Below are 17,364 nucleotides of genomic sequence, written 5' to 3'. Positions count from 1 at the left end.
GATTTTAGCGCTTTCTCTTCTTCTTTTTCTTCGGATCTTCGACTGGAATTGGCTCTAATCGATCGAGTTCCGGCAATTTCAGGGCTACACCCGCGAAAAACCAGTAATACACTGCAACCGGATCGACATCCAGCGGATAGTAATAAGTGTTGTAGCTAATCACTAAAACGAACGTCCAAAATACTGCGCCATAGCCCCGGAGATTTTTGTCTTTTACAGAGCGATACGCTTTGAAACAGGCGACCGTTAACCCCGTCACCAGCACTAGAAACAGAATGACTCCAATTGGCCCAATTTCATACATCACCTTGGGATAGTACGTTTCAATCAATTCCGTTTCTCCCATCGCCCGCGCCGAATTCGTCGCCCGTCCTAATCCTTTCCCTAGTAAACTGGCTCCCCGCACCACCGTATTAAACTGTTCCTTGATAAAGGCATCTGGCGGTGACGCATTCCAGCGACTTACAGCACTATCCACTCGCTCTTGTACCACTGCTGGATTCGATGCCATCGCCACAACGATCGCACCTACTAGCCCAATCCCGATCGGCAAAAATCGCTTCAAGTTCGCAATCTGACCCGTGGTAATAAGCTGAATCACGATCATCGTCGGCACTAGCATCAGTGCAATCCGCTGTCCGCAAATCACCGCCATAATAATCGTCCCCAGCATCCCAATCCCGCCGACGATTTTCCAGAGGAGATTGCGATCGAAGAACGTCACAGCAAACGTCGTAAATGCGCTTGAAATCAGATACCAGCCCCACTGCCACGGAGCTACAAAGGTTCCAGGTAATCGAATCACCCCTTGTTCTGGCGTATACAGCAGCGCTCCCCCAACAAAGCAACGCGCATCCAGAGAAGCCTTAAACAAGTCTGCACCTTCTCCGACGGTTCCTTTACAGCGCCCCGTTTTGAGCAGCATATACTGCACAAATGCCAGTCCACAGCAAATAATGACCACCACCACCGTAACTCGCATCAGGTTGTAGACATCCTGCTTTTTCTGCATCAAATAGTAGGCACAAGGAATCAGCGGTGCGTATCCTAGAAGCACTTTCAAGCCCAAAATTCCCATCAAAAAGGGCTTCTCAGAGGGCTTACCTGTAAATTGCTGCGCCCCGTTAACAAACAACAGCACCAAAATGCAGTAAACCAACAGCAACAGCAAGGGAGTCTTCAACGATGGTGGAATCATCATCGAGAGCTTCTGCCGCTTACAGCCTTGATAAATTGCAATCAAAGCAGGAATGTACATTCCATCTTTTGCCAATTGCATCAGAGGATTATTCCCCACTGTGGCATAGGTGATCGTGCCGCCAAATGGCATATAAATCAAAAAGGCGTGAAGCGCTTGCCAAGGGAACTTAAACGACAGCATCAGCGTAAGAACTCCCGCAAATCCTCCTGCTCCGCCTTTGATCCCCCCGATCGCAAACAGCGCCATTCCGACCACGATCGAGATCATCGTGGACATGGAAATAAAGTTCATTGCTGCTTTGCGAACCTGAATCGCTTGGCGCTTTTCGGCTAAACGTTCCTTCAGGGTCAGCGTTGCGTCTGTGTCGATCGAGGACTTGCTTTTCTGCTTTTTTGCCATAAGAGCCGGAGAACACGGAAAGCTGAAGTCAAATTAAGCACCTGAATCATAGCCGAGATTGCAAGAACGGGAAGACTAATTGCAGCCCTCCAGCAAATTGAATCATGCTCACTCGAAATGCCCTGCGCTACGGGCGAAAAGCCCTAACCCTAGAGATGTTGTTAGGCAGCGCGATCGTCATTGGTATCTGTTTCCGCATTCTCAATCTTGGAACCCGCGAATTCTGGTACGACGAAGTTTTGTCGCTGCTGCTCTCGACGGGTCAAAGGCTGCAATACTCACTGCCCGACGATACGCCGATCTCGCTTGCCCGATTCACCGCTTTGTTAAATTTGCCACCTGAGAATTCCTGGGGTGCGATCGCCAAAACCCTACAAGGCTTAGTTCGAGGACTCTACAAAGGAGAACCTCATCCCCCTGTTTTCTTCTTAGCCCAACACCTCTGGCTGCGTCTCTTTGGCAATAGTGAGATTGCGATGCGGAGTTTGCCCGTCTTGTGGAGCTTGGGCTCGATCGCGTCCGCTTACGGATTGGGACGGAAATTACTCGACCATCGTAGCGGCTTACTGTTTGCGGCACTGCTGGCGACGAATCCCTTTTATCTGTTCCACTCGCTGAATGTCCGAATGTACACGCCCTTGGTACTGTGGGCAATTCTCAGCGTTTGGGCGCTGCTGGAATTGATTTCGCGCCCTCGTTGGAAGTGGCAAGTTGGGTTTATTGCGTCGATCTCGCTCGGTCTGCTCACCTTTTACTTATTCGCCTACTGGGTTGTTGTTTTGGCAGCGTTGGCGCTGGTTCTTGATCGCAAGCACTGGCTGCAACATGGCATCAGAATGACGATCGCGGGACTGCTCACTCTGCCGTGGGTGATTTCGGGAACTTTGAAGCAGTTACGAAACGCCGACCTCGATCGCTTCGGAGTGCGAGACGGCAACCCTGCCTTATTGCACCTTCAAGATCTCTGCCAAACGATAGGGGCGCACTTAATTGTGGGCGATTGGGCAACGACCTTATCGGTGCAGCCGACCTTAATCTCTGGGCTGATTGCAGCTGTGGTACTTGGACTGGCGACAATCTATCTTTGGAAGGCTAGGCAAAAATTAAGCTTGACGATAGGGTTGGGGATGAGTTTATTCCCTCTGCTCCTAGCATTTTGTGTCGATATGACGACGCAAAAATATACGCTGGGGTTTGGATGGGGACGAGCGCTGATCTTTGTGCTGCCAGGATGCTTATTGCTGATGACGATCGCAATTCGACAACTCAAAGCACAGCAAGGGATCGCCGCGCTCCTGGTACTACTGTTGTACTTGGGGATCGATGCTGGGGATTTGACTTTAAGACCCCGATCGGTGTTTCATCAAGTGGCAGAGATGGTTCAACTCGACTCGGCTCCAATGCTGATTGCAATGGATTCCCAGGCTTGGGGGCACGTCAATCGCTTGGCGTATTACATTCCGCCCACCAGTCCTGTGGATTTACTAGCTCAGCCTGCCAGTCGACTCAGTACCAGCCTAAAAGCCGCACTTAAAAATTCTGATTATCGTCGGGTGATTTGGCTTGAAAGTGGTGATCCAGTCTGGTCGTCACCTGCAACCGTTCAAGAACGTCAACAGATTCAACAGGTTTTAGAGGAACGATTTTCGCTCTCCCAGACTCGATCCCTTACGGGAACCATGAGTCTCGATCAGTTTGAACTCAAACTATATCAAACTGCCCGATAATCTCTGTCGTTTTATCCTAACTACGTCATGATTGTGCCTCCTTCACTTTTGTTGCCGCCCTCTGGTGAGTTAAAGATTCCGTATGCTCCAGAAACCGAACGACCCGCCAAGCCGATCTACTTTTCGCTGGTGGTTCCGACTTACAACGAAGGGCGGAATATCGAACAGGTGGTACGAGTGTTATCGGGATTGCTTGATCATGCGCTCCCGAATGATTACGAATTAATCATCGTGGACGACGATAGCCCCGATCGCACCTGGGAAATCGCGCAGCAGATGACCGCAGAGTATCCGAATTTACGGGTGATGCGGCGACAGGACGAGCGCGGTTTATCAACCGCCGTGATTCGAGGTTGGCAGGCTGCACAGGGTCAACTGTTGGGGGTGATCGATGGAGATTTGCAGCATCCGCCAGAAGTTTTGCTGAAGCTGATTCAGGCAGTGAAAAATGGTGCCGATCTCGCGGTTGCGAGTCGTCACATCGAAGGTGGGGGCACGAGCGACTGGGGCTTTATTCGTCGAATGTTGTCGCGCGGAGCGCAGCTACTCGGCTTGATGATCTTGCCGAACGTGGTCGGGCGGGTGTCTGATCCAATGAGCGGCTATTTTATGGTGAGACGCAGCGCGATCGCGGAATGTCTGATGAGTCCGCTCGGCTACAAAATTCTGTTAGAAGTTCTCGGTCGGGGACAAGTTGATCGCGTTACCGAGGTCGGCTACGTGTTTCAAGAGCGACAAGAAGGTGAAAGTAAGGTCACTTGGCGGCAGTATGTTGAATACTTGATGCACCTTGGAAAGCTGCGATCGCGAGGCAGAATCGGACGACTGCGCGAGAAGTTCCAGTTCGGGCGCTTCTTACGGTTTGGCTTGGTGGGATTCACTGGCGTGTTCGTCGATATGGCAGCGTTCTATCTGCTCAGAGTGCATTTCGGCTTGGGGATCGCTCGCAGTACGATCCTCTCGGCTGAACTGGCGGTTGTGAATAACTTCCTCTGGAATGACTTGTGGACATTTGGGGATATTTCGCGGGGGCAGCCTGGAAAACGCCAGCGATTTAAGCGCTTCCTCAAATTCAACATGATTTGTTTGATGGGGATCATTCTGCAAGCGCTGATTGTGAGCCTGTTTCACGATGTCTTTGGCATCAATGAATTCATCGCTAAACCGATCGCGATCGTGCTTGTCACCTTCTGGAATTTCTGGATTAACCTCAAGCTCAGTTGGCGCGTGACGGATGTGCGGCGCAAATAGGTTGACCTGTCGATGTCGCGCTTTGCCGATTTAAAGGAACTATAAAGACGGCGAACGCACTGTTCGCTGTTTTTGTTCCTCGACATCACAGGTTAACCCATGAGCTTTCAGATTGATCGCGGACTGTTTCTGCTGGACTTCTCCGATTTTCACGCGATTTTAGGAGTTTCGATCGAGGCAGAGGTTAAAGAAATCCGCAAACAATACCTGAAGATTGCCCGCCGCCTGCATCCAGATAGCTGTGTTGCAGAGCTTGGGTGTGATAAACAGCTTGCCGAACAACTGTTATCCAAATTGGTCAATCCAGCTTGGCAGAATCTTTCTCAAGAAAAAAACCGCACCGACCATCTGCTGGTGCTGAAGATGAAAGGCCAAGGAGCCGCCCGCAAACGTCACGAACTCGACTTTGGTAGTAGTCTTGCACGGCAGCTTTTGTCTTCTAGCAACGCTGACTATTTCTACCGCACTGCCCTGAAGGACTTGTCCGATCGACAATACGAGCAGCTAGACCAAGCGATCGAACTCACCGCCCAAATTAGCGAACTGAATTTGGCGTATCTGGTGATGAGAGAAGGCGCTTCCGAGGGCAGCACACCCAGAAGTCAAATCTACACCACGACTTCTACGTCAACAAAAGCGCCCACTCAAGCCGCTCCTACTCCGATCGAATCGCTCAACGATCAGTATTACCGTCGCGCAGAAGGATTCATGGCAAAGGGAAATTATGTCCAAGCAACGATAGAATTGCGAGATGCCCTAAAAATTGAGCCAAACAGTAGCCGCTGTCACAGTTTAATGGGTGTGGTGTATTTGCGGCAAAATCAACCGACGATGGCGAGAATTCATTTCAACAAAGCGCTCTCCATCAATCCGCAAGACCCGATCGCGCTTGAGGGCAAACAAAAGCTCGAACCTCCAGCAGCAAAACTGCCAGAGAGTAAACCCGCAGCCAAGCCCACAACAAAATCTAGCGGTAGTCTGTTTGGCGGTCTTTTCGGCAAGAAAAAGTAACGCTTATCTCATAAAGACTCAATGGTTTACCAGCCCCCCGCAGGCGCACGCGATCTCCTGCCTCTCGATGTCGCGCAAAAACGTTGGATTGAAGATCGGCTCCAGCAAGTATTTCACGGTTGGGGCTATCACCGGATTATTACCTCGACGTTGGAACGCCTGGATACGCTCATGGCAGGCGGCGCGATCGAGCGATCAACGGTGATTCAATTACATCAGCTTGAAGAAGATCCCCTCGGTTTGCGCCCGGAATTGACCGCTTCGATCGCCCGCACGGTTGCCACTCGGCTATCAAATAGTACGTTTCCCCAACGGCTTTATTACAACGCGAATGTGTTTCGTCGCGCTGAAGAAGGCAGCCATAGCCGTCAGCAAGAGTTTTATCAAGCGGGAGTCGAATTGCTGGGCGGTGGCGGTCTGCGATCGGATGCCGAGATTCTCTTGCTATTAATGGACTGTTTAAAGAGTCTCGATCTTCCTGGACAGTTGATTTTAGGTGAGGCGGGATTAACGCGATCGCTGCTCTCTGCTTTTCCTGAAGCAATCCGCTCTAAGGTACGTCATGCCATTGCCCATCTCGATCGACTTGGATTGGAAGCCTTACCGTTATCAGATGAGCTACGCGATCGAGCGTTGCTGCTGTTGGATCTGCGCGGTAAACCTACGGATGTTCTCCAAAAAGTCAGCAGTTTGAACCTGAATGAGACAGAACGCTCGATCGTCAGTGATCTCAAATCTCTAATCGAACTCCTACAAGTCAGTGTAGAAGTTCATTTGGTGCTGGATTTAAGCTTGATTCGCACGTTTGATTACTACACCGGCATTGTGTTTGAAGTGGTAGCGCAATCTGGGCAAGTGGTGCTTGGACAGGGCGGAAGATACGATCGCTTGCTCGGACAGTTTCACCCGCAAGGCGAATCGATTCCGGGGATCGGCTTTTCGCTTCAGCTTGAAAATCTGCATCAATTGTTGCTGACCACCGGACAGTTACCGAAACAAACGCCAGCGTGTGATTGGCTGGTCGTGTCAGAGGTGCCGCAGCTAGCGTTTGCTCATGCTCAGAAGTTGCGGGAATCGGGCGATCAAGTTGAGGTTGATCTCAGTTGTGGAACGCCTGAAGCGATTCGGAGTTATGCCCAACAGCGACGGATTTCTCAGATTGCCTGGATCAATGTAGATGGAGCAATTGCGATCGAACGATAAATCATCCTGACTTCAACGGTGCGATCGTCGATTTGCGATCGTTACCGTTGTTTGTGCAGTTTGATTTTCAGGATGTGCAAGATATTTTTGTCGATCGCGATCGCAGTCTACTTAACCTGAGTTCGGGATAAGGAATTGCCGAAAACCTTGATTTCTCGTACCTTTTGGCTCTGATGACCGTGAAGCCATTGTCAATAAAGCTCACAATTGCGATTGTTCTTAATTAGAAAAGTCTATTGAGAACAATATGTAAAGCAGTAGTCCGGCTAAGTCCTGCCCCACCGAGCTTTCAGCATTTTGCTTAACCCGAACTCAGGTTACTTACCAGCCGTTAAAACCTGTTCAGCCGTCAGCTTCAAACCTGGGAAGGTTGGCGAATCAATAATCTGATTACCTCGAAATTGCTGAATCTCATATTCCCCATCCACTAGCCTACAGACAGAGAGAGTCGGTTGTTTGGGCTTCCCAATGTGTCGGGTTCCCCCCAAGCTTGCGTAATCGGCAATCCAATATTCAGGAATTCCTAGAACTGCGTAATCCTCAACTTTACGAGCATAGTCATTTTGCCAGTTGCTACTGACCACTTCTGCCACGAACTTAATTGAACTACCTAGCGTTAGGATGGATTGCTCAGACCAGAGTGGTTCTTGAATGAGTTCAGATCGATCGACGACTGCAACATCAGGGCGAAATGCAGTCATACCCGCATTAGCTGGACGCAATAGTCCCCGTTGAAGGACAAACCAAGGTAAATTTGTTTGATCGATCTGGACACAGATCTTTGTCGTAATGAATGCTGCAACTTCCTCATGTAGACCTGTTGGCTCCAAATCGAACACCTCACCATCGATCAGTTCATAGCGGTTATCGCCACCATAACGGGCAAGAAACTCGTCAAAGCTGAGTGGCTGTTGCTGTATTGGCTGAGCGATTGTAATGGTCATAAGTCCACACCTAACTCGATGCCTTGAGGACTGCTGTGATTATATTTTATCTAGCTGGTACAGATGAATTACTTCGATCGACAAACTCGCCTTGTGATTGACGATCGCAATTTATATCAAGTTCCCCGTGATTTGAAGGATGTCTTCAGGATTCTAGTCGCGCTAGCACAATAGGGTTAAATTAGCAGCGCGTAACCTTAGTGACAGCTACCCTTCAACCTATAAACAAATCATACAGAATGGCTGGTAAAGGGATAACCCACCACCATCTATTCAAGAATTGAACTAACTGTTGTCTCCAATCTGCTTTCATTTCTGGATCAGATGATTGGAAATCAAACTTAGCTTTATACGCTTGGTATTTGCCGTCTGGATTTATACTCCAGCTTTGTTCTCCTGCTGCAACAGTAAACCCGTTGTAAAATGGTGTCTCAGATTGCTTACAGAAATCACTCAGAAGATTCTGTAGAAGTTTACTTAGCTTTCTAGCCCTTTCAGTATCTCGCATCACAATTTGGACAGGTCTAACACGCTCGCCTTCAGAGTTTGAAAATGTATTAACCATATCCAGGCATAGTACAACATCAACGTGAGCTAGACCTCCTAACATTTTTCTGTTGCTTGCATCTATAAGAGACAAGACAGATAAATCATCTTTTATCAAGTTTTCCAAAATAACTAAACCTAGAGCGTCAGAATAACTGAGAGCTTGCTTGCTCTTTTCAATCTGTCCATTCGCCTTACTCAAAGACTTATTGATTGAGTTATAGAAGTCACGCTTAAAATTCTGTTGTGAAATATTACCCTTGCAGGCTAGCTTCTCTACCTGATGCTGAATCTTAATGTTTTGGATCTGCTTGACTTCACAGATAACCTGGCTGTTGAACAATAAAAAGTCTGACCGCTCTATGCCTTGAGGGAAACAGCTATCGTATTGTTTTCCTTCTAAATTAACAGCCTGGTCATACATTTCTAGAAACTCTAGCATCATTTGCTTTGCAGAACCGATTTGTATCGAAAGACTAAATATTACTCTTATTACTCTAATGTACCAAGCAGAAACTTTGCTCTCTCAAAGGCTTCTTCAATTTCAGCAAGTTATCCCAACTCATGCAAACCGACAAAACAAAAGCGGGAGATTGAAACAGTTTCAATCCCCCGCTTTAGCTTATTTCTTCGCTAACTTCTTCGCTTTCGCCACTTTCCGCAATCGAATCGATTCGGGAGTGACTTCTAGCAGTTCATCGGGTCCGATGTACTCCAGAGCGCGTTCTAGGCTCATGTCGATCGGCTCTTTCAACTGCACCAATTCTTCACCCCCCGATGCGCGGTGGTTGGTCAATTGCTTCGTTTTACAGACATTGAGTTCGAGATCTTGGGGTCGATTGTGTTCACCCAAAATCATGCCCTTGTAGACCTTTGTACCCGGTCGGATAAAGAACACGCCGCGATCTTCAGCGTTCTGCATTGCGTAGAAGGTTGCGACTCCTTCTTCAAACGAGATCAGAACACCGTTACGACGCGCTTCGATCGCGCCACTGATCGGACGATACTCTAAGAAACTGTGGTTAACGATGCCCGCGCCGCGTGTCAGTCGCATACACTCACCCCGGAAACCAATCAGACCCCGCGCCGGAATCACAAATTCTAGATTCGTGCGTCCGTTGGTTCCGACTTGCATATCCTGCATTTCGCCCTTACGCTGTCCAAGGCGCTCAATACAGCCACCGACTGATTCTTCTGGGACATCTAGAATCAAGGTTTCAAACGGCTCACAAGGTTGACCATTAATCTCACGGAAAATCACTTGCGGCTGAGACACTTGGAACTCATAGCCTTCCCGGCGCATCGTTTCGATTAGGATGCCTAAGTGCAACTCGCCTCGACCTGACACCGAGAGTTTATCCGGCGAATCGGTATCTTCGATCCGGAGAGCTACGTTGGTTTCGAGTTCCCGATACAAGCGATCGCGCAATTGCCGCGACGTAACGAAACTGCCTTCTTGACCGGCAAACGGTGAGTCGTTTACCGAAAAGGTCATCTGCAAAGTTGGTTCATCAACTTTAATCAACGGTAATGCCTGCGGATCGTTGGGATCAGTAATCGTTTCCCCAATGTTGGCATTAGCAAATCCGGCAACGGCAACAAGATTTCCAGCCGTAGCTTCTTCAATTTCGATCCGCTTCAGTCCCTCAAAGCCCATCAGCTTCGAGATCTTCGACTTGACGATTTCTCCGGTTTCTGTGACGATCGCTGCTTGCTGACCCATTCGGATCGAGCCATTGTGAATCTTACCGATCACAATTCGACCGAGGTAATCGGAATAATCTAGCGTGGTGACTTGTAGCTGAAGGGGCTTGGTTACATCTCCGACTGGCGGTGGAACGTGGCGCAAAATCGCATTAAAGAGTGCCTGCATATCGCTTGCCTCTTCTTCCAGCGTATCTTTTGCAAATCCTGCCAAACCAGAACCAAATAAGTACGGGAACTCGCACTGGTCATCATCTGCGCCGAGTTCGATGAATAGATCCAGCACCTTATCGACTGCAATCATCGGGTTGGCGCGGGGACGATCGATTTTGTTGACAAAGACGATCGGGCGCAGTCCTTTTTCTAGCGCTTTCTTCAGCACGAATCGCGTCTGCGGCATCGGGCCTTCGTTGGCATCGACAATCAAGAGACAGCCATCGACCATGCCGAGAACGCGCTCAACTTCACCGCCAAAGTCCGCGTGCCCAGGCGTATCGACAATATTAATCAGCGTTTCTTTGTAGCGAACTGCTGTATTTTTCGACAAAATCGTAATGCCCCGCTCACGTTCGAGATCGTTCGAGTCCATCACGCAGTCCGGGACTTCCTCTCCCTCGCGGAACGTTCCCGCTTGCTTAAGAAGAGCATCGACAAGCGTAGTTTTACCGTGGTCAACGTGAGCAATGATGGCAACGTTCCGAATGGGAAGAGTCATAAAAACGACCGTTAGGGTGCAAGAATTCGTAAAAAGGCTTAACAATTCTATCCTAACGGCTTCGCGTTAAGTTGGGAATTTGATCAGAAACTAATGCCAAAATTCGATCGGCAATTTCATCCGCCACAGGCAGCACGGATAATCGATTGCCCTGGCGCACGACTGCGAGTTCATCTGGCGTGAAGGTCTGACGCAAGCGATCGAGCGAAATCAACGGCAATTTCTTTATAAACTCAACTTGCACGGTCTGCCACCGGGGAGACTCGATCGGCGATTTCGCGTCGTAATATTTGCTATCAGGATCAAACTGGGTCGGATCTGCGATATTAGATTCCACAATCTTCATTAAGCCTGCAACCCCAGGAGGATTTGCATTGGAATGATAGAAAAAAGCGACATCTCCCGATGTCATCGATCTCAGATAATTGCGGGCTTGGTAGTTACGAACGCCATCCCAAACGGTGACGCGATCGCGCTCTAAGTCGGTAATTGAATAAACGGCTGGCTCTGATTTCATTAACCAATACTGCATCACATCGTCCCAATTCTGCGGGCAGTCTACCGCACCCTCGGTCATCGATCTGAAAGTGTTGCTAAATGTCAAATCTCCCTGGTTTGCTACATCGAATCTGGAGAAACAGTTTTTCGAGAACGCAACCTGATATAAAAGTTTCGAGAGAGGAGTGAACATCGCATGAACTTAGATAAAAGCGCTTTGGATGTGTTAAAAGAAACGAGCCGCACCTTTTACATTCCAATCAGTCGATTGCCTGCCGGACTGCAAGAAGCAGTTGCCTCGGCGTATCTCTGTATGAGAGCGATCGACCAGATCGAAGACCATCCGACCCTGGACAATGCGGTGAAAGCACGAATGCTGCGGCAGATTAGCTTGGTTTTGCAGGCAGGCGATCGCGGATTTACGGCGGAAGACTTTCGCCCGATTTTTGCTTCAGAATTAGCCTACCTTGAAGAAGTTACCCTGCGTATCGATGAGTGGCTGTCCTATGCGCCCTCGGGCATTGCCCCGCGAATTTGGGAAGCGATTTCAACCATGTCCGATCGCATGGCGCACTGGGCAGACTGCAACTGGGAGGTGCACACGCAAACGGAACTCGACCAGTACACCTTTAGCGTTGCGGGATCGGTGGGATTGCTGCTGTCGGATTTGTGGGCATGGTATGACGGCACGAAGACCGCTCGAATTGAAGCGATCGGGTTTGGGCGCGGCTTGCAGTCGGTGAATATTCTCCGCAATCATAGCGAAGACTCCACTCGCGGCGTGACGTTTTACCCAGAGGGTTGGACAAATATTGAAATGCAGGCTTATTCTCGTCGTCAGCTTGAGCTTGCAAATGCGTATGTCGCCTCTCTTCCAGAAACGAGTCCGGCTTTGGATTTCTGCCGCATTATTTTAATGCTAGCTCATGCGAGTCTGGATGCAATGCAGCATGGAGCCGAGAAGTTAACGCGATCGGAAGTGTTGGAATTGGTTCAGCAAGCGACAAAAGTGAGTTAATTCGATCGAAAATCCCGTAGAGAGAAACATAGGCTACTTCTCCCTAGGGGATTTTCCATCATCAACTTAGGAATGTGGCTTCGGAAAGCTCGGTAGCTCAACCGCTGCAAGTGACTCTCGTTTCTTCTGCGATCGCTGTGGATACACAATCGGCGATGGGCTAGTTTCTGAAGTCAAAACATCGATCGGCTCAAGGTTGCGGTCGATGGCACTGAGCGTAATGAACGGCGAAGCAGAGGAAATCGCCGGCTCATCCATCAGCGGCAGCCCTAAGCTAAACGGATTTGCAGCGATCTCTTCGATCGTCGGCTCCTCAACCGGAAGCGATTCGAGCGTAGGCATTTCTGGAACAACAGTCGGTTCATCCTCCTCAGAAGCCTCAACCGTTAGAGAAGGCTCAACGACTAGAGATTTACTGGCGTTGGGCAAGAACAAATCAATATTGTGATGAACGCTGGGCTTTTCTTCGGAAGCCGATCGCGCGATCGTGTAGCTGAGCGGCGGATGCACGACGATCAGTTCTGGCTCTGCCATCTCAATCACTTCGTGTTCGATCGTTTCGTGGTTAATCTCAACGGCTTCAGTCGCGGTTGTTTCGGGTTCTTCCTCGAAGAGACTGTCATCATCGGGAGCCACTGCCCAGGCGCTTTCAGGTGGGACAAAGGTGTTCACCGTTTCGGATTCCCAAGCTTGCTGATCGAGCGTGGTAGACCAGGGCTGCACAGGCTGTGCCTTGATAAAGCTAACTGATTCGCACTGAGACTCGCTCTGTGAGATTGCGTAATCAACTGACTCTTCAATTTTTTGAGTCGCAGAAACATCGAGGCATTTTTCTAGTGCAGCTTTGAATTGCAAGGTGTATTGCTGCTGACGATGGAGGCGCGATCGCAAGTCCCGACAAGCGTTCTCAGACTGGCGCAATTGCTGAATTTGATCGTCGTAGCGCTGCTGGGTGAGGGCACAATCGCGCTCTAACTGGGCCACCTGAGTTTGGCTAGCTTCGAGTTGTGCGGTTAGCGTTTCGATCAGAATTTGCTGCTTTTGTTGAGCTTGATGAGCTTGTTCTAAGCTCTGAGCCAGTTGATTGACTTCGGTTTGAGCGGTTTTAGTGGTTTGAAGCTGCTCCGCGATCTGCGCTTCTTGGTCTTGCAATCTCTGGCGCGACGCATTTAACGCCTGACGCTGTTTTGCGATCATGGTCGCTTGCTGTTGAGTCAGGTGAGTGAAGCGGGTCGATCGCTGTTCTGCTTCAGCTTGTTGAGTGCTGATCTGCGTCTCAAACCGTTTGGTTTCAGCTCTCAAAGTGGCGTGGGCTTCTCCAAGGGCAAATTCTAACTCCGACACCCGCGATCGCAATCGATGATTGTGCTGTTCTAAATCTCGGATGCGGAGACCCACCTGTGAGGGTTCTGGCTCGGCTTCTGGAATGGTATCGACATCGATCGCATTGGGAAAATTTACGGTCGTCCAGCCCTTTTCGGTTTCGGATGGGTTCTCGACGGGATCAGAAGGGACAGAAGGGAGGTTTTGGTTTTCAGCTTCACTCATGGGATAACCTGCAAGACGTGATCAACTCAGCACAGCAGCGTTTCTACAACGAGAAACATTGAATGATATACAGTTATAGCGACAGTTGTGAAAAAATGAACGTTTTCTTCTAAATTTCTGTCATGCGTCCACTTAACTTATCAAGTCTTGGAAGAAAACGAACATTTACTTCAGAAATTGAGCGGTAATCAACGGTTCAAAAGCAATACTGCTATTTTATGGAATCGCGATCGACCGCAGCAATCGATCAACAATGATTCGCGATCGAATGCCACTGGCTGCAATGATTCGGTGCGAGAGAACGTGAGGCGCGATCGCTTTAACATCATCCGGGATCGCATAGTCTCGACCTTCGAGAAATGCGAAGGCTTGTACCGCTTTTTGAAGTGCCACAGTTCCGCGTGGGCTAACGCCTAAAAGGATTTCCTCGTCTTGGCGGGTCGATCGGACTAAATTCAAAATGTAGTGCTGAAGCGAGGATTCCACCCGAACCTGAGAACACAGGACTTGTAATTCGCGAATCTCTTCGACACTGATGCAAGGCGGCAGATCTTGCACCCGTTGACCCGACTGCAAGCGCTCTAACATTTGGAGTTCTTCGGACTCGGTGGGATATCCAAGCGATAACGACAAGGCAAACCGATCCATCTGCGCTTCCGGGAGAGGAAACGTGCCTTGATATTCAGCCGGGTTCTGAGTGGCGATGACGAAAAACGGAGTGGGAACTTTGCGCGAAACGCCGTCGATCGTCACTTGCTGCTCTTCCATCACTTCTAGCAGTGCCGATTGAGTTCTTGGAGTAGCGCGGTTAATCTCGTCAGCTAAGAGCACATTGGCAAAGATTGGCCCTGCCATGAACTCAAACTCGCCGGTACGGGGATTCCAAATATTTGTCCCGGTGACATCCGTTGGCAGTAAGTCCGGTGTGCATTGGAGCCGCTGAAACTTGCCGTTAATTGATCGTGCTAAGGATTTTGCCAGCAGTGTTTTACCCACCCCTGGGACATCTTCTAATAGCGCATGACCCCCAGAGAGTAGCGCGACGAGAACCAGTTGAATTGCTTCTTGCTTGCCGACGATCGCTAAACTCAAATGCTGCGTTAACTGCTCAATTCGCGCTCTCATCGGGGCACTCCTACCGGGTAAGTCCTGTTGATCATACCCACGGTTACCAGGACTGGCGACAATTCTAGGAAATTGCTGTGAGCGCGGTTCTTGCAGTGTCGCAGTCGGCTTTGATTTGCGCTTTGAGATCGTCGAGCGAAGCAAACTTCTGCTCTGAACGGATGAATTCTTCGAGTTTCACAATCAGCGTTTTGCCATACAAATCACCCGCCCAATCGAGTAGATGTACCTCGATCGTTTGACTCATACCGTTTACAGTCGGTCGATTGCCGATATTCATTACGCCCAGGATTGCCGTTGCACCCACACCCAAAACTCTGACGGCATAAACGCCTTGTCGTGGTATGAGTTTGTGCGGTAGAAGTTGTAAATTCGCAGTCGGAAAGTCGATCGTTCGCCCAAGTTGCTGTCCGGTTACGACTTGTCCGATCAAGCGATACGATCGTCCCAACATTCGGTTCGCATTGTGCAAGTCTCCAGACAGCAATGCTTCTCGAATGGCAGAACTGCTAATTCGCGCTCCATGAGTTTGCAGGAGCGGCACGATCGCTACTTCAACTCCAAAGGTTGCCGCGATCGCTTGCAAATCTGCTGCGGTTCCCGATCGCTTATATCCAAAGCAAAAATCAGCCCCAACGCTAACCCGACGCGCCTGAAGCTGATGAACCACAATTTCTTCAACAAACCGCTGCGGAGACAAACTTGCTAATTCTCGATTAAACGGCAGTAAAACAAGCTGCTCTACGCCCATTTCCTCAAGCGTCAGTACCTTTTCTTCGTGCGGCGTGAGGAGCGATCGATGCTCTCCGGTAAAAAATTCTTTTGGATGAGGGTTAAATGTAACAACAGTAGAATGCAAGATTCCATCGTTACTTAAGACAGGCGTAATTACTTGTCGATGCCCTAGATGAATGCCGTCGAAATTTCCTAGAGCAACGGCAGTTGGAGTTAAAGCAGTAGTCGGCGAAGAGGTGATCCACACACTTCACATTTTGACATACATCGACTGAATTGATTCAGGAGATGGGGTGAAGAAAATCAACTACCTCATCGAAACGCCCGATCGATAAGCTGGAGCCGGAAACAACGCTTCAAACCCAGCCTGACGGTAATTTGCCGGCTCCGGTGCAACGTCCCAAAGGCTTTCGTAATAGAAGTACGCTACTCCTAAGCCGCGATCGCGTGCCGCTCTTGTCTGCTCCTGAATTTGGTAGATCGAAACGGGATTCGTTCGCTGTCCTGTAAACACGCCTATGCCAGTCGGGATTCTTTGTTGGGCAAATTGAATTTCTGGACGCGAAATCTTTTCGATAAAGCTCTGCAAATTCGGACGATACACTTGCACAATCAACTCGTCTGCAATCCCTTGTCGTACCCAAGCGAGCCAGTCTTGCAGATGGAATTTATAGGCAAAGTCATAGTAGTTCGGAGAAATCGAGACGATCGCGTTTGATTTGCGATCTTTGACGGCTTTTTCCAATTGCGCCATGAAAGCTGTAATTTTGTTCGCTCTCCAGCGCATCCAAGCTTGATCGGCTGGATTTGCGGGTACGTCTTTTTTGGTTTCTTTCTTGTAGAGCGATCGCGTGTACGCATCGTAGCCGAACTCACGCGGCAGGCTCATATTGTCGTCAAACTGAATCCCATCAACGTTGTACTGCGTCATGACCTCCACCACGAGCGAGGTAATGAACTGTTGCACTTCAGGATGAAAGGGATTGAGCCAAGCAACTTCACCTGCACCACTGATCGAAGTTTGAACACCGTTGCGCTGTTCGGTGAGCCAATCGGGGTGATTGACTGCGAGTTCCGAAGTTAGGGGAGTCATAAAGCCAAACTCAAACCAGGGAACAACCAGCAGCCCTTGACGGTGAGCACGATCGACCACATCCGCCAGAATGTCATGACCATCTGATCCCCGATACACAAACGGCTGAATGCCCTGACGCTGCGCGACTGCACTCGGATAGGTCACATAACCAGAATTCCAAATCACGGGGTAAATGGTATTGAAGTTCAAGCGCCCCAGTTGATTCATCGCCTCTTGGACTTTTGTGCGGTCTTTCATCACATCAAGATCGTTCAGCGTCAGCCAAACGCCCCGAATTTCAGGACGAACGATCGGGACTGCTGGTGTTCCAACCGGCGGGACTGCTGGTGTTTGAGCGATTCCAGGCGTTTCAGTCAGAATCACTGTGAGCAAGGACACCAAAAACAACGGAATGAGAACCGCTTTTCTCCAATGCTGTAACAAGGTGCGAAACTGAATAGCCATGAGAAACTCTATCAACATCAAAACGGACAAACCCAATACACCAGCCATAGTTTACAAGCATTGCGGCAGCGCATCAGGGTAGACGCGATCGGCTCGTCAAAACTTTTTATTGCTAGCGAAGGACATTGGACTAACATATCGACGCAATTGAATCGACATCATCGCTGACGTAATATTCTCTTTGAGGTGCCCGATCGCT

Annotated in this window: 14 protein-coding genes; 5 read left to right on the top strand and 9 right to left on the bottom strand. The window is 49.4% G+C overall.

The features are described 5' to 3' along the window. Window positions 1-4 precede the first annotated feature (4 nt). Window positions 5-1,600, bottom strand: a complete 1,596-nt coding sequence (gene hpsL / locus NC981_RS17360) for a hormogonium polysaccharide biosynthesis protein HpsL (RefSeq protein WP_348244098.1) — start codon at window positions 1,598-1,600, stop codon at window positions 5-7. Between the two features lie 104 nt (window positions 1,601-1,704). Here hpsL and NC981_RS17355 point away from each other — a divergent pair, with 104 nt between their 5' ends. The 4 genes from NC981_RS17355 (at window position 1,705) to NC981_RS17340 (ending at window position 6,792) form a co-directional block, all read left to right on the top strand. After that, complete coding sequence (locus NC981_RS17355) at window positions 1,705-3,327, top strand: glycosyltransferase family 39 protein (protein WP_348244097.1); 1,623 nt, start codon at window positions 1,705-1,707, stop codon at window positions 3,325-3,327. 27 nt (window positions 3,328-3,354) lie between these two features. Continuing rightward, on the top strand, window positions 3,355-4,578 hold the full coding sequence (locus NC981_RS17350) for a glycosyltransferase family 2 protein (RefSeq protein ID WP_190379452.1): 1,224 nt from the start codon (window positions 3,355-3,357) through the stop codon (window positions 4,576-4,578). 99 nt (window positions 4,579-4,677) lie between these two features. Beyond that, window positions 4,678-5,589, top strand: coding sequence for a tetratricopeptide repeat protein (locus NC981_RS17345; protein WP_348244096.1), 912 nt, complete (start codon window positions 4,678-4,680; stop codon window positions 5,587-5,589). A gap of 21 nt (window positions 5,590-5,610) precedes the next feature. Continuing rightward, window positions 5,611-6,792, top strand: coding sequence for an ATP phosphoribosyltransferase regulatory subunit (locus NC981_RS17340; RefSeq protein WP_348244095.1), 1,182 nt, complete (start codon window positions 5,611-5,613; stop codon window positions 6,790-6,792). 317 nt (window positions 6,793-7,109) lie between these two features. On the opposite strand, the gene NC981_RS17335 is transcribed toward NC981_RS17340, so the two are convergent. The 4 genes from NC981_RS17335 to NC981_RS17320 form a co-directional block, all read right to left on the bottom strand. Next, a complete protein-coding gene (locus tag NC981_RS17335) occupies window positions 7,110-7,736 on the bottom strand; it encodes a Uma2 family endonuclease (protein ID WP_348244094.1) in 627 nt (208 codons plus the stop codon). A 214-nt stretch (window positions 7,737-7,950) separates the two neighbouring features. Then, a complete protein-coding gene (locus NC981_RS17330) occupies window positions 7,951-8,706 on the bottom strand; it encodes a hypothetical protein (protein ID WP_348244093.1) in 756 nt (251 codons plus the stop codon). A gap of 198 nt (window positions 8,707-8,904) precedes the next feature. Further along, a complete protein-coding gene (typA, locus tag NC981_RS17325) occupies window positions 8,905-10,701 on the bottom strand; it encodes a translational GTPase TypA (protein WP_348244092.1) in 1,797 nt (598 codons plus the stop codon). 52 nt (window positions 10,702-10,753) lie between these two features. Beyond that, on the bottom strand, window positions 10,754-11,233 hold the full coding sequence (locus NC981_RS17320) for an EVE domain-containing protein (protein ID WP_348244233.1): 480 nt from the start codon (window positions 11,231-11,233) through the stop codon (window positions 10,754-10,756). A 162-nt stretch (window positions 11,234-11,395) separates the two neighbouring features. On the opposite strand from NC981_RS17320, the gene NC981_RS17315 reads away from it, so the two are divergent. After that, window positions 11,396-12,217 carry a phytoene/squalene synthase family protein gene (locus NC981_RS17315; RefSeq protein WP_348244091.1) on the top strand — a complete coding sequence of 274 codons (822 nt, stop codon included), beginning with the start codon at window positions 11,396-11,398 and terminating at the stop codon, window positions 12,215-12,217. A gap of 66 nt (window positions 12,218-12,283) precedes the next feature. Here NC981_RS17315 and NC981_RS17310 read toward each other — a convergent pair whose 3' ends face one another. From NC981_RS17310 to NC981_RS17295, 4 genes are all read right to left on the bottom strand, one after another. Further along, window positions 12,284-13,765, bottom strand: coding sequence for a hypothetical protein (locus NC981_RS17310; protein WP_348244090.1), 1,482 nt, complete (start codon window positions 13,763-13,765; stop codon window positions 12,284-12,286). A gap of 216 nt (window positions 13,766-13,981) precedes the next feature. Continuing rightward, window positions 13,982-14,890: a MoxR family ATPase gene (locus NC981_RS17305; RefSeq protein ID WP_348244089.1), complete on the bottom strand. Its 909-nt coding sequence runs from the start codon at window positions 14,888-14,890 to the stop codon at window positions 13,982-13,984. A 64-nt stretch (window positions 14,891-14,954) separates the two neighbouring features. Beyond that, a complete protein-coding gene (locus tag NC981_RS17300; protein WP_348244088.1) occupies window positions 14,955-15,872 on the bottom strand; it encodes a bifunctional riboflavin kinase/FAD synthetase in 918 nt (305 codons plus the stop codon). A 60-nt stretch (window positions 15,873-15,932) separates the two neighbouring features. Next, window positions 15,933-17,165 carry a glycoside hydrolase family 10 protein gene (locus NC981_RS17295; RefSeq protein WP_348244087.1) on the bottom strand — a complete coding sequence of 411 codons (1,233 nt, stop codon included), beginning with the start codon at window positions 17,163-17,165 and terminating at the stop codon, window positions 15,933-15,935. Window positions 17,166-17,364: the final 199 nt, after the last annotated feature.

It is taken from the genome of Leptolyngbya sp. DQ-M1 (assembly GCF_039962505.1).
GTDB lineage: Bacteria > Cyanobacteriota > Cyanobacteriia > Leptolyngbyales > Leptolyngbyaceae > Leptolyngbya.
The sequence above is the reverse complement of the archived record's forward strand: the minus strand, read 5'-3'. Positions and strand labels throughout refer to the sequence as shown.

Excerpts from the sequence above, each read along its gene's own strand:
- NC981_RS17295 (WP_348244087.1), bottom strand. The coding sequence starts at position 17,165 with ATGGCTATTCAGTTTCGCACCTTGTTACAGCATTGGAGAAAAGCGGTT.
- NC981_RS17350 (WP_190379452.1), top strand. The coding sequence starts at position 3,355 with ATGATTGTGCCTCCTTCACTTTTGTTGCCGCCCTCTGGTGAGTTAAAG.
- hpsL (WP_348244098.1), bottom strand. The coding sequence starts at position 1,600 with ATGGCAAAAAAGCAGAAAAGCAAGTCCTCGATCGACACAGACGCAACG.
- NC981_RS17320 (WP_348244233.1), bottom strand. The coding sequence starts at position 11,233 with ATGCAGTATTGGTTAATGAAATCAGAGCCAGCCGTTTATTCAATTACC.
- NC981_RS17330 (WP_348244093.1), bottom strand. The coding sequence starts at position 8,706 with ATGTATGACCAGGCTGTTAATTTAGAAGGAAAACAATACGATAGCTGT.
- NC981_RS17310 (WP_348244090.1), bottom strand. The coding sequence starts at position 13,765 with ATGAGTGAAGCTGAAAACCAAAACCTCCCTTCTGTCCCTTCTGATCCC.
- typA (WP_348244092.1), bottom strand. The coding sequence starts at position 10,701 with ATGACTCTTCCCATTCGGAACGTTGCCATCATTGCTCACGTTGACCAC.
- NC981_RS17340 (WP_348244095.1), top strand. The coding sequence starts at position 5,611 with ATGGTTTACCAGCCCCCCGCAGGCGCACGCGATCTCCTGCCTCTCGAT.
- NC981_RS17345 (WP_348244096.1), top strand. The coding sequence starts at position 4,678 with ATGAGCTTTCAGATTGATCGCGGACTGTTTCTGCTGGACTTCTCCGAT.
- NC981_RS17315 (WP_348244091.1), top strand. The coding sequence starts at position 11,396 with ATGAACTTAGATAAAAGCGCTTTGGATGTGTTAAAAGAAACGAGCCGC.
- NC981_RS17335 (WP_348244094.1), bottom strand. The coding sequence starts at position 7,736 with ATGACCATTACAATCGCTCAGCCAATACAGCAACAGCCACTCAGCTTT.
- NC981_RS17355 (WP_348244097.1), top strand. The coding sequence starts at position 1,705 with ATGCTCACTCGAAATGCCCTGCGCTACGGGCGAAAAGCCCTAACCCTA.
- NC981_RS17305 (WP_348244089.1), bottom strand. The coding sequence starts at position 14,890 with ATGAGAGCGCGAATTGAGCAGTTAACGCAGCATTTGAGTTTAGCGATC.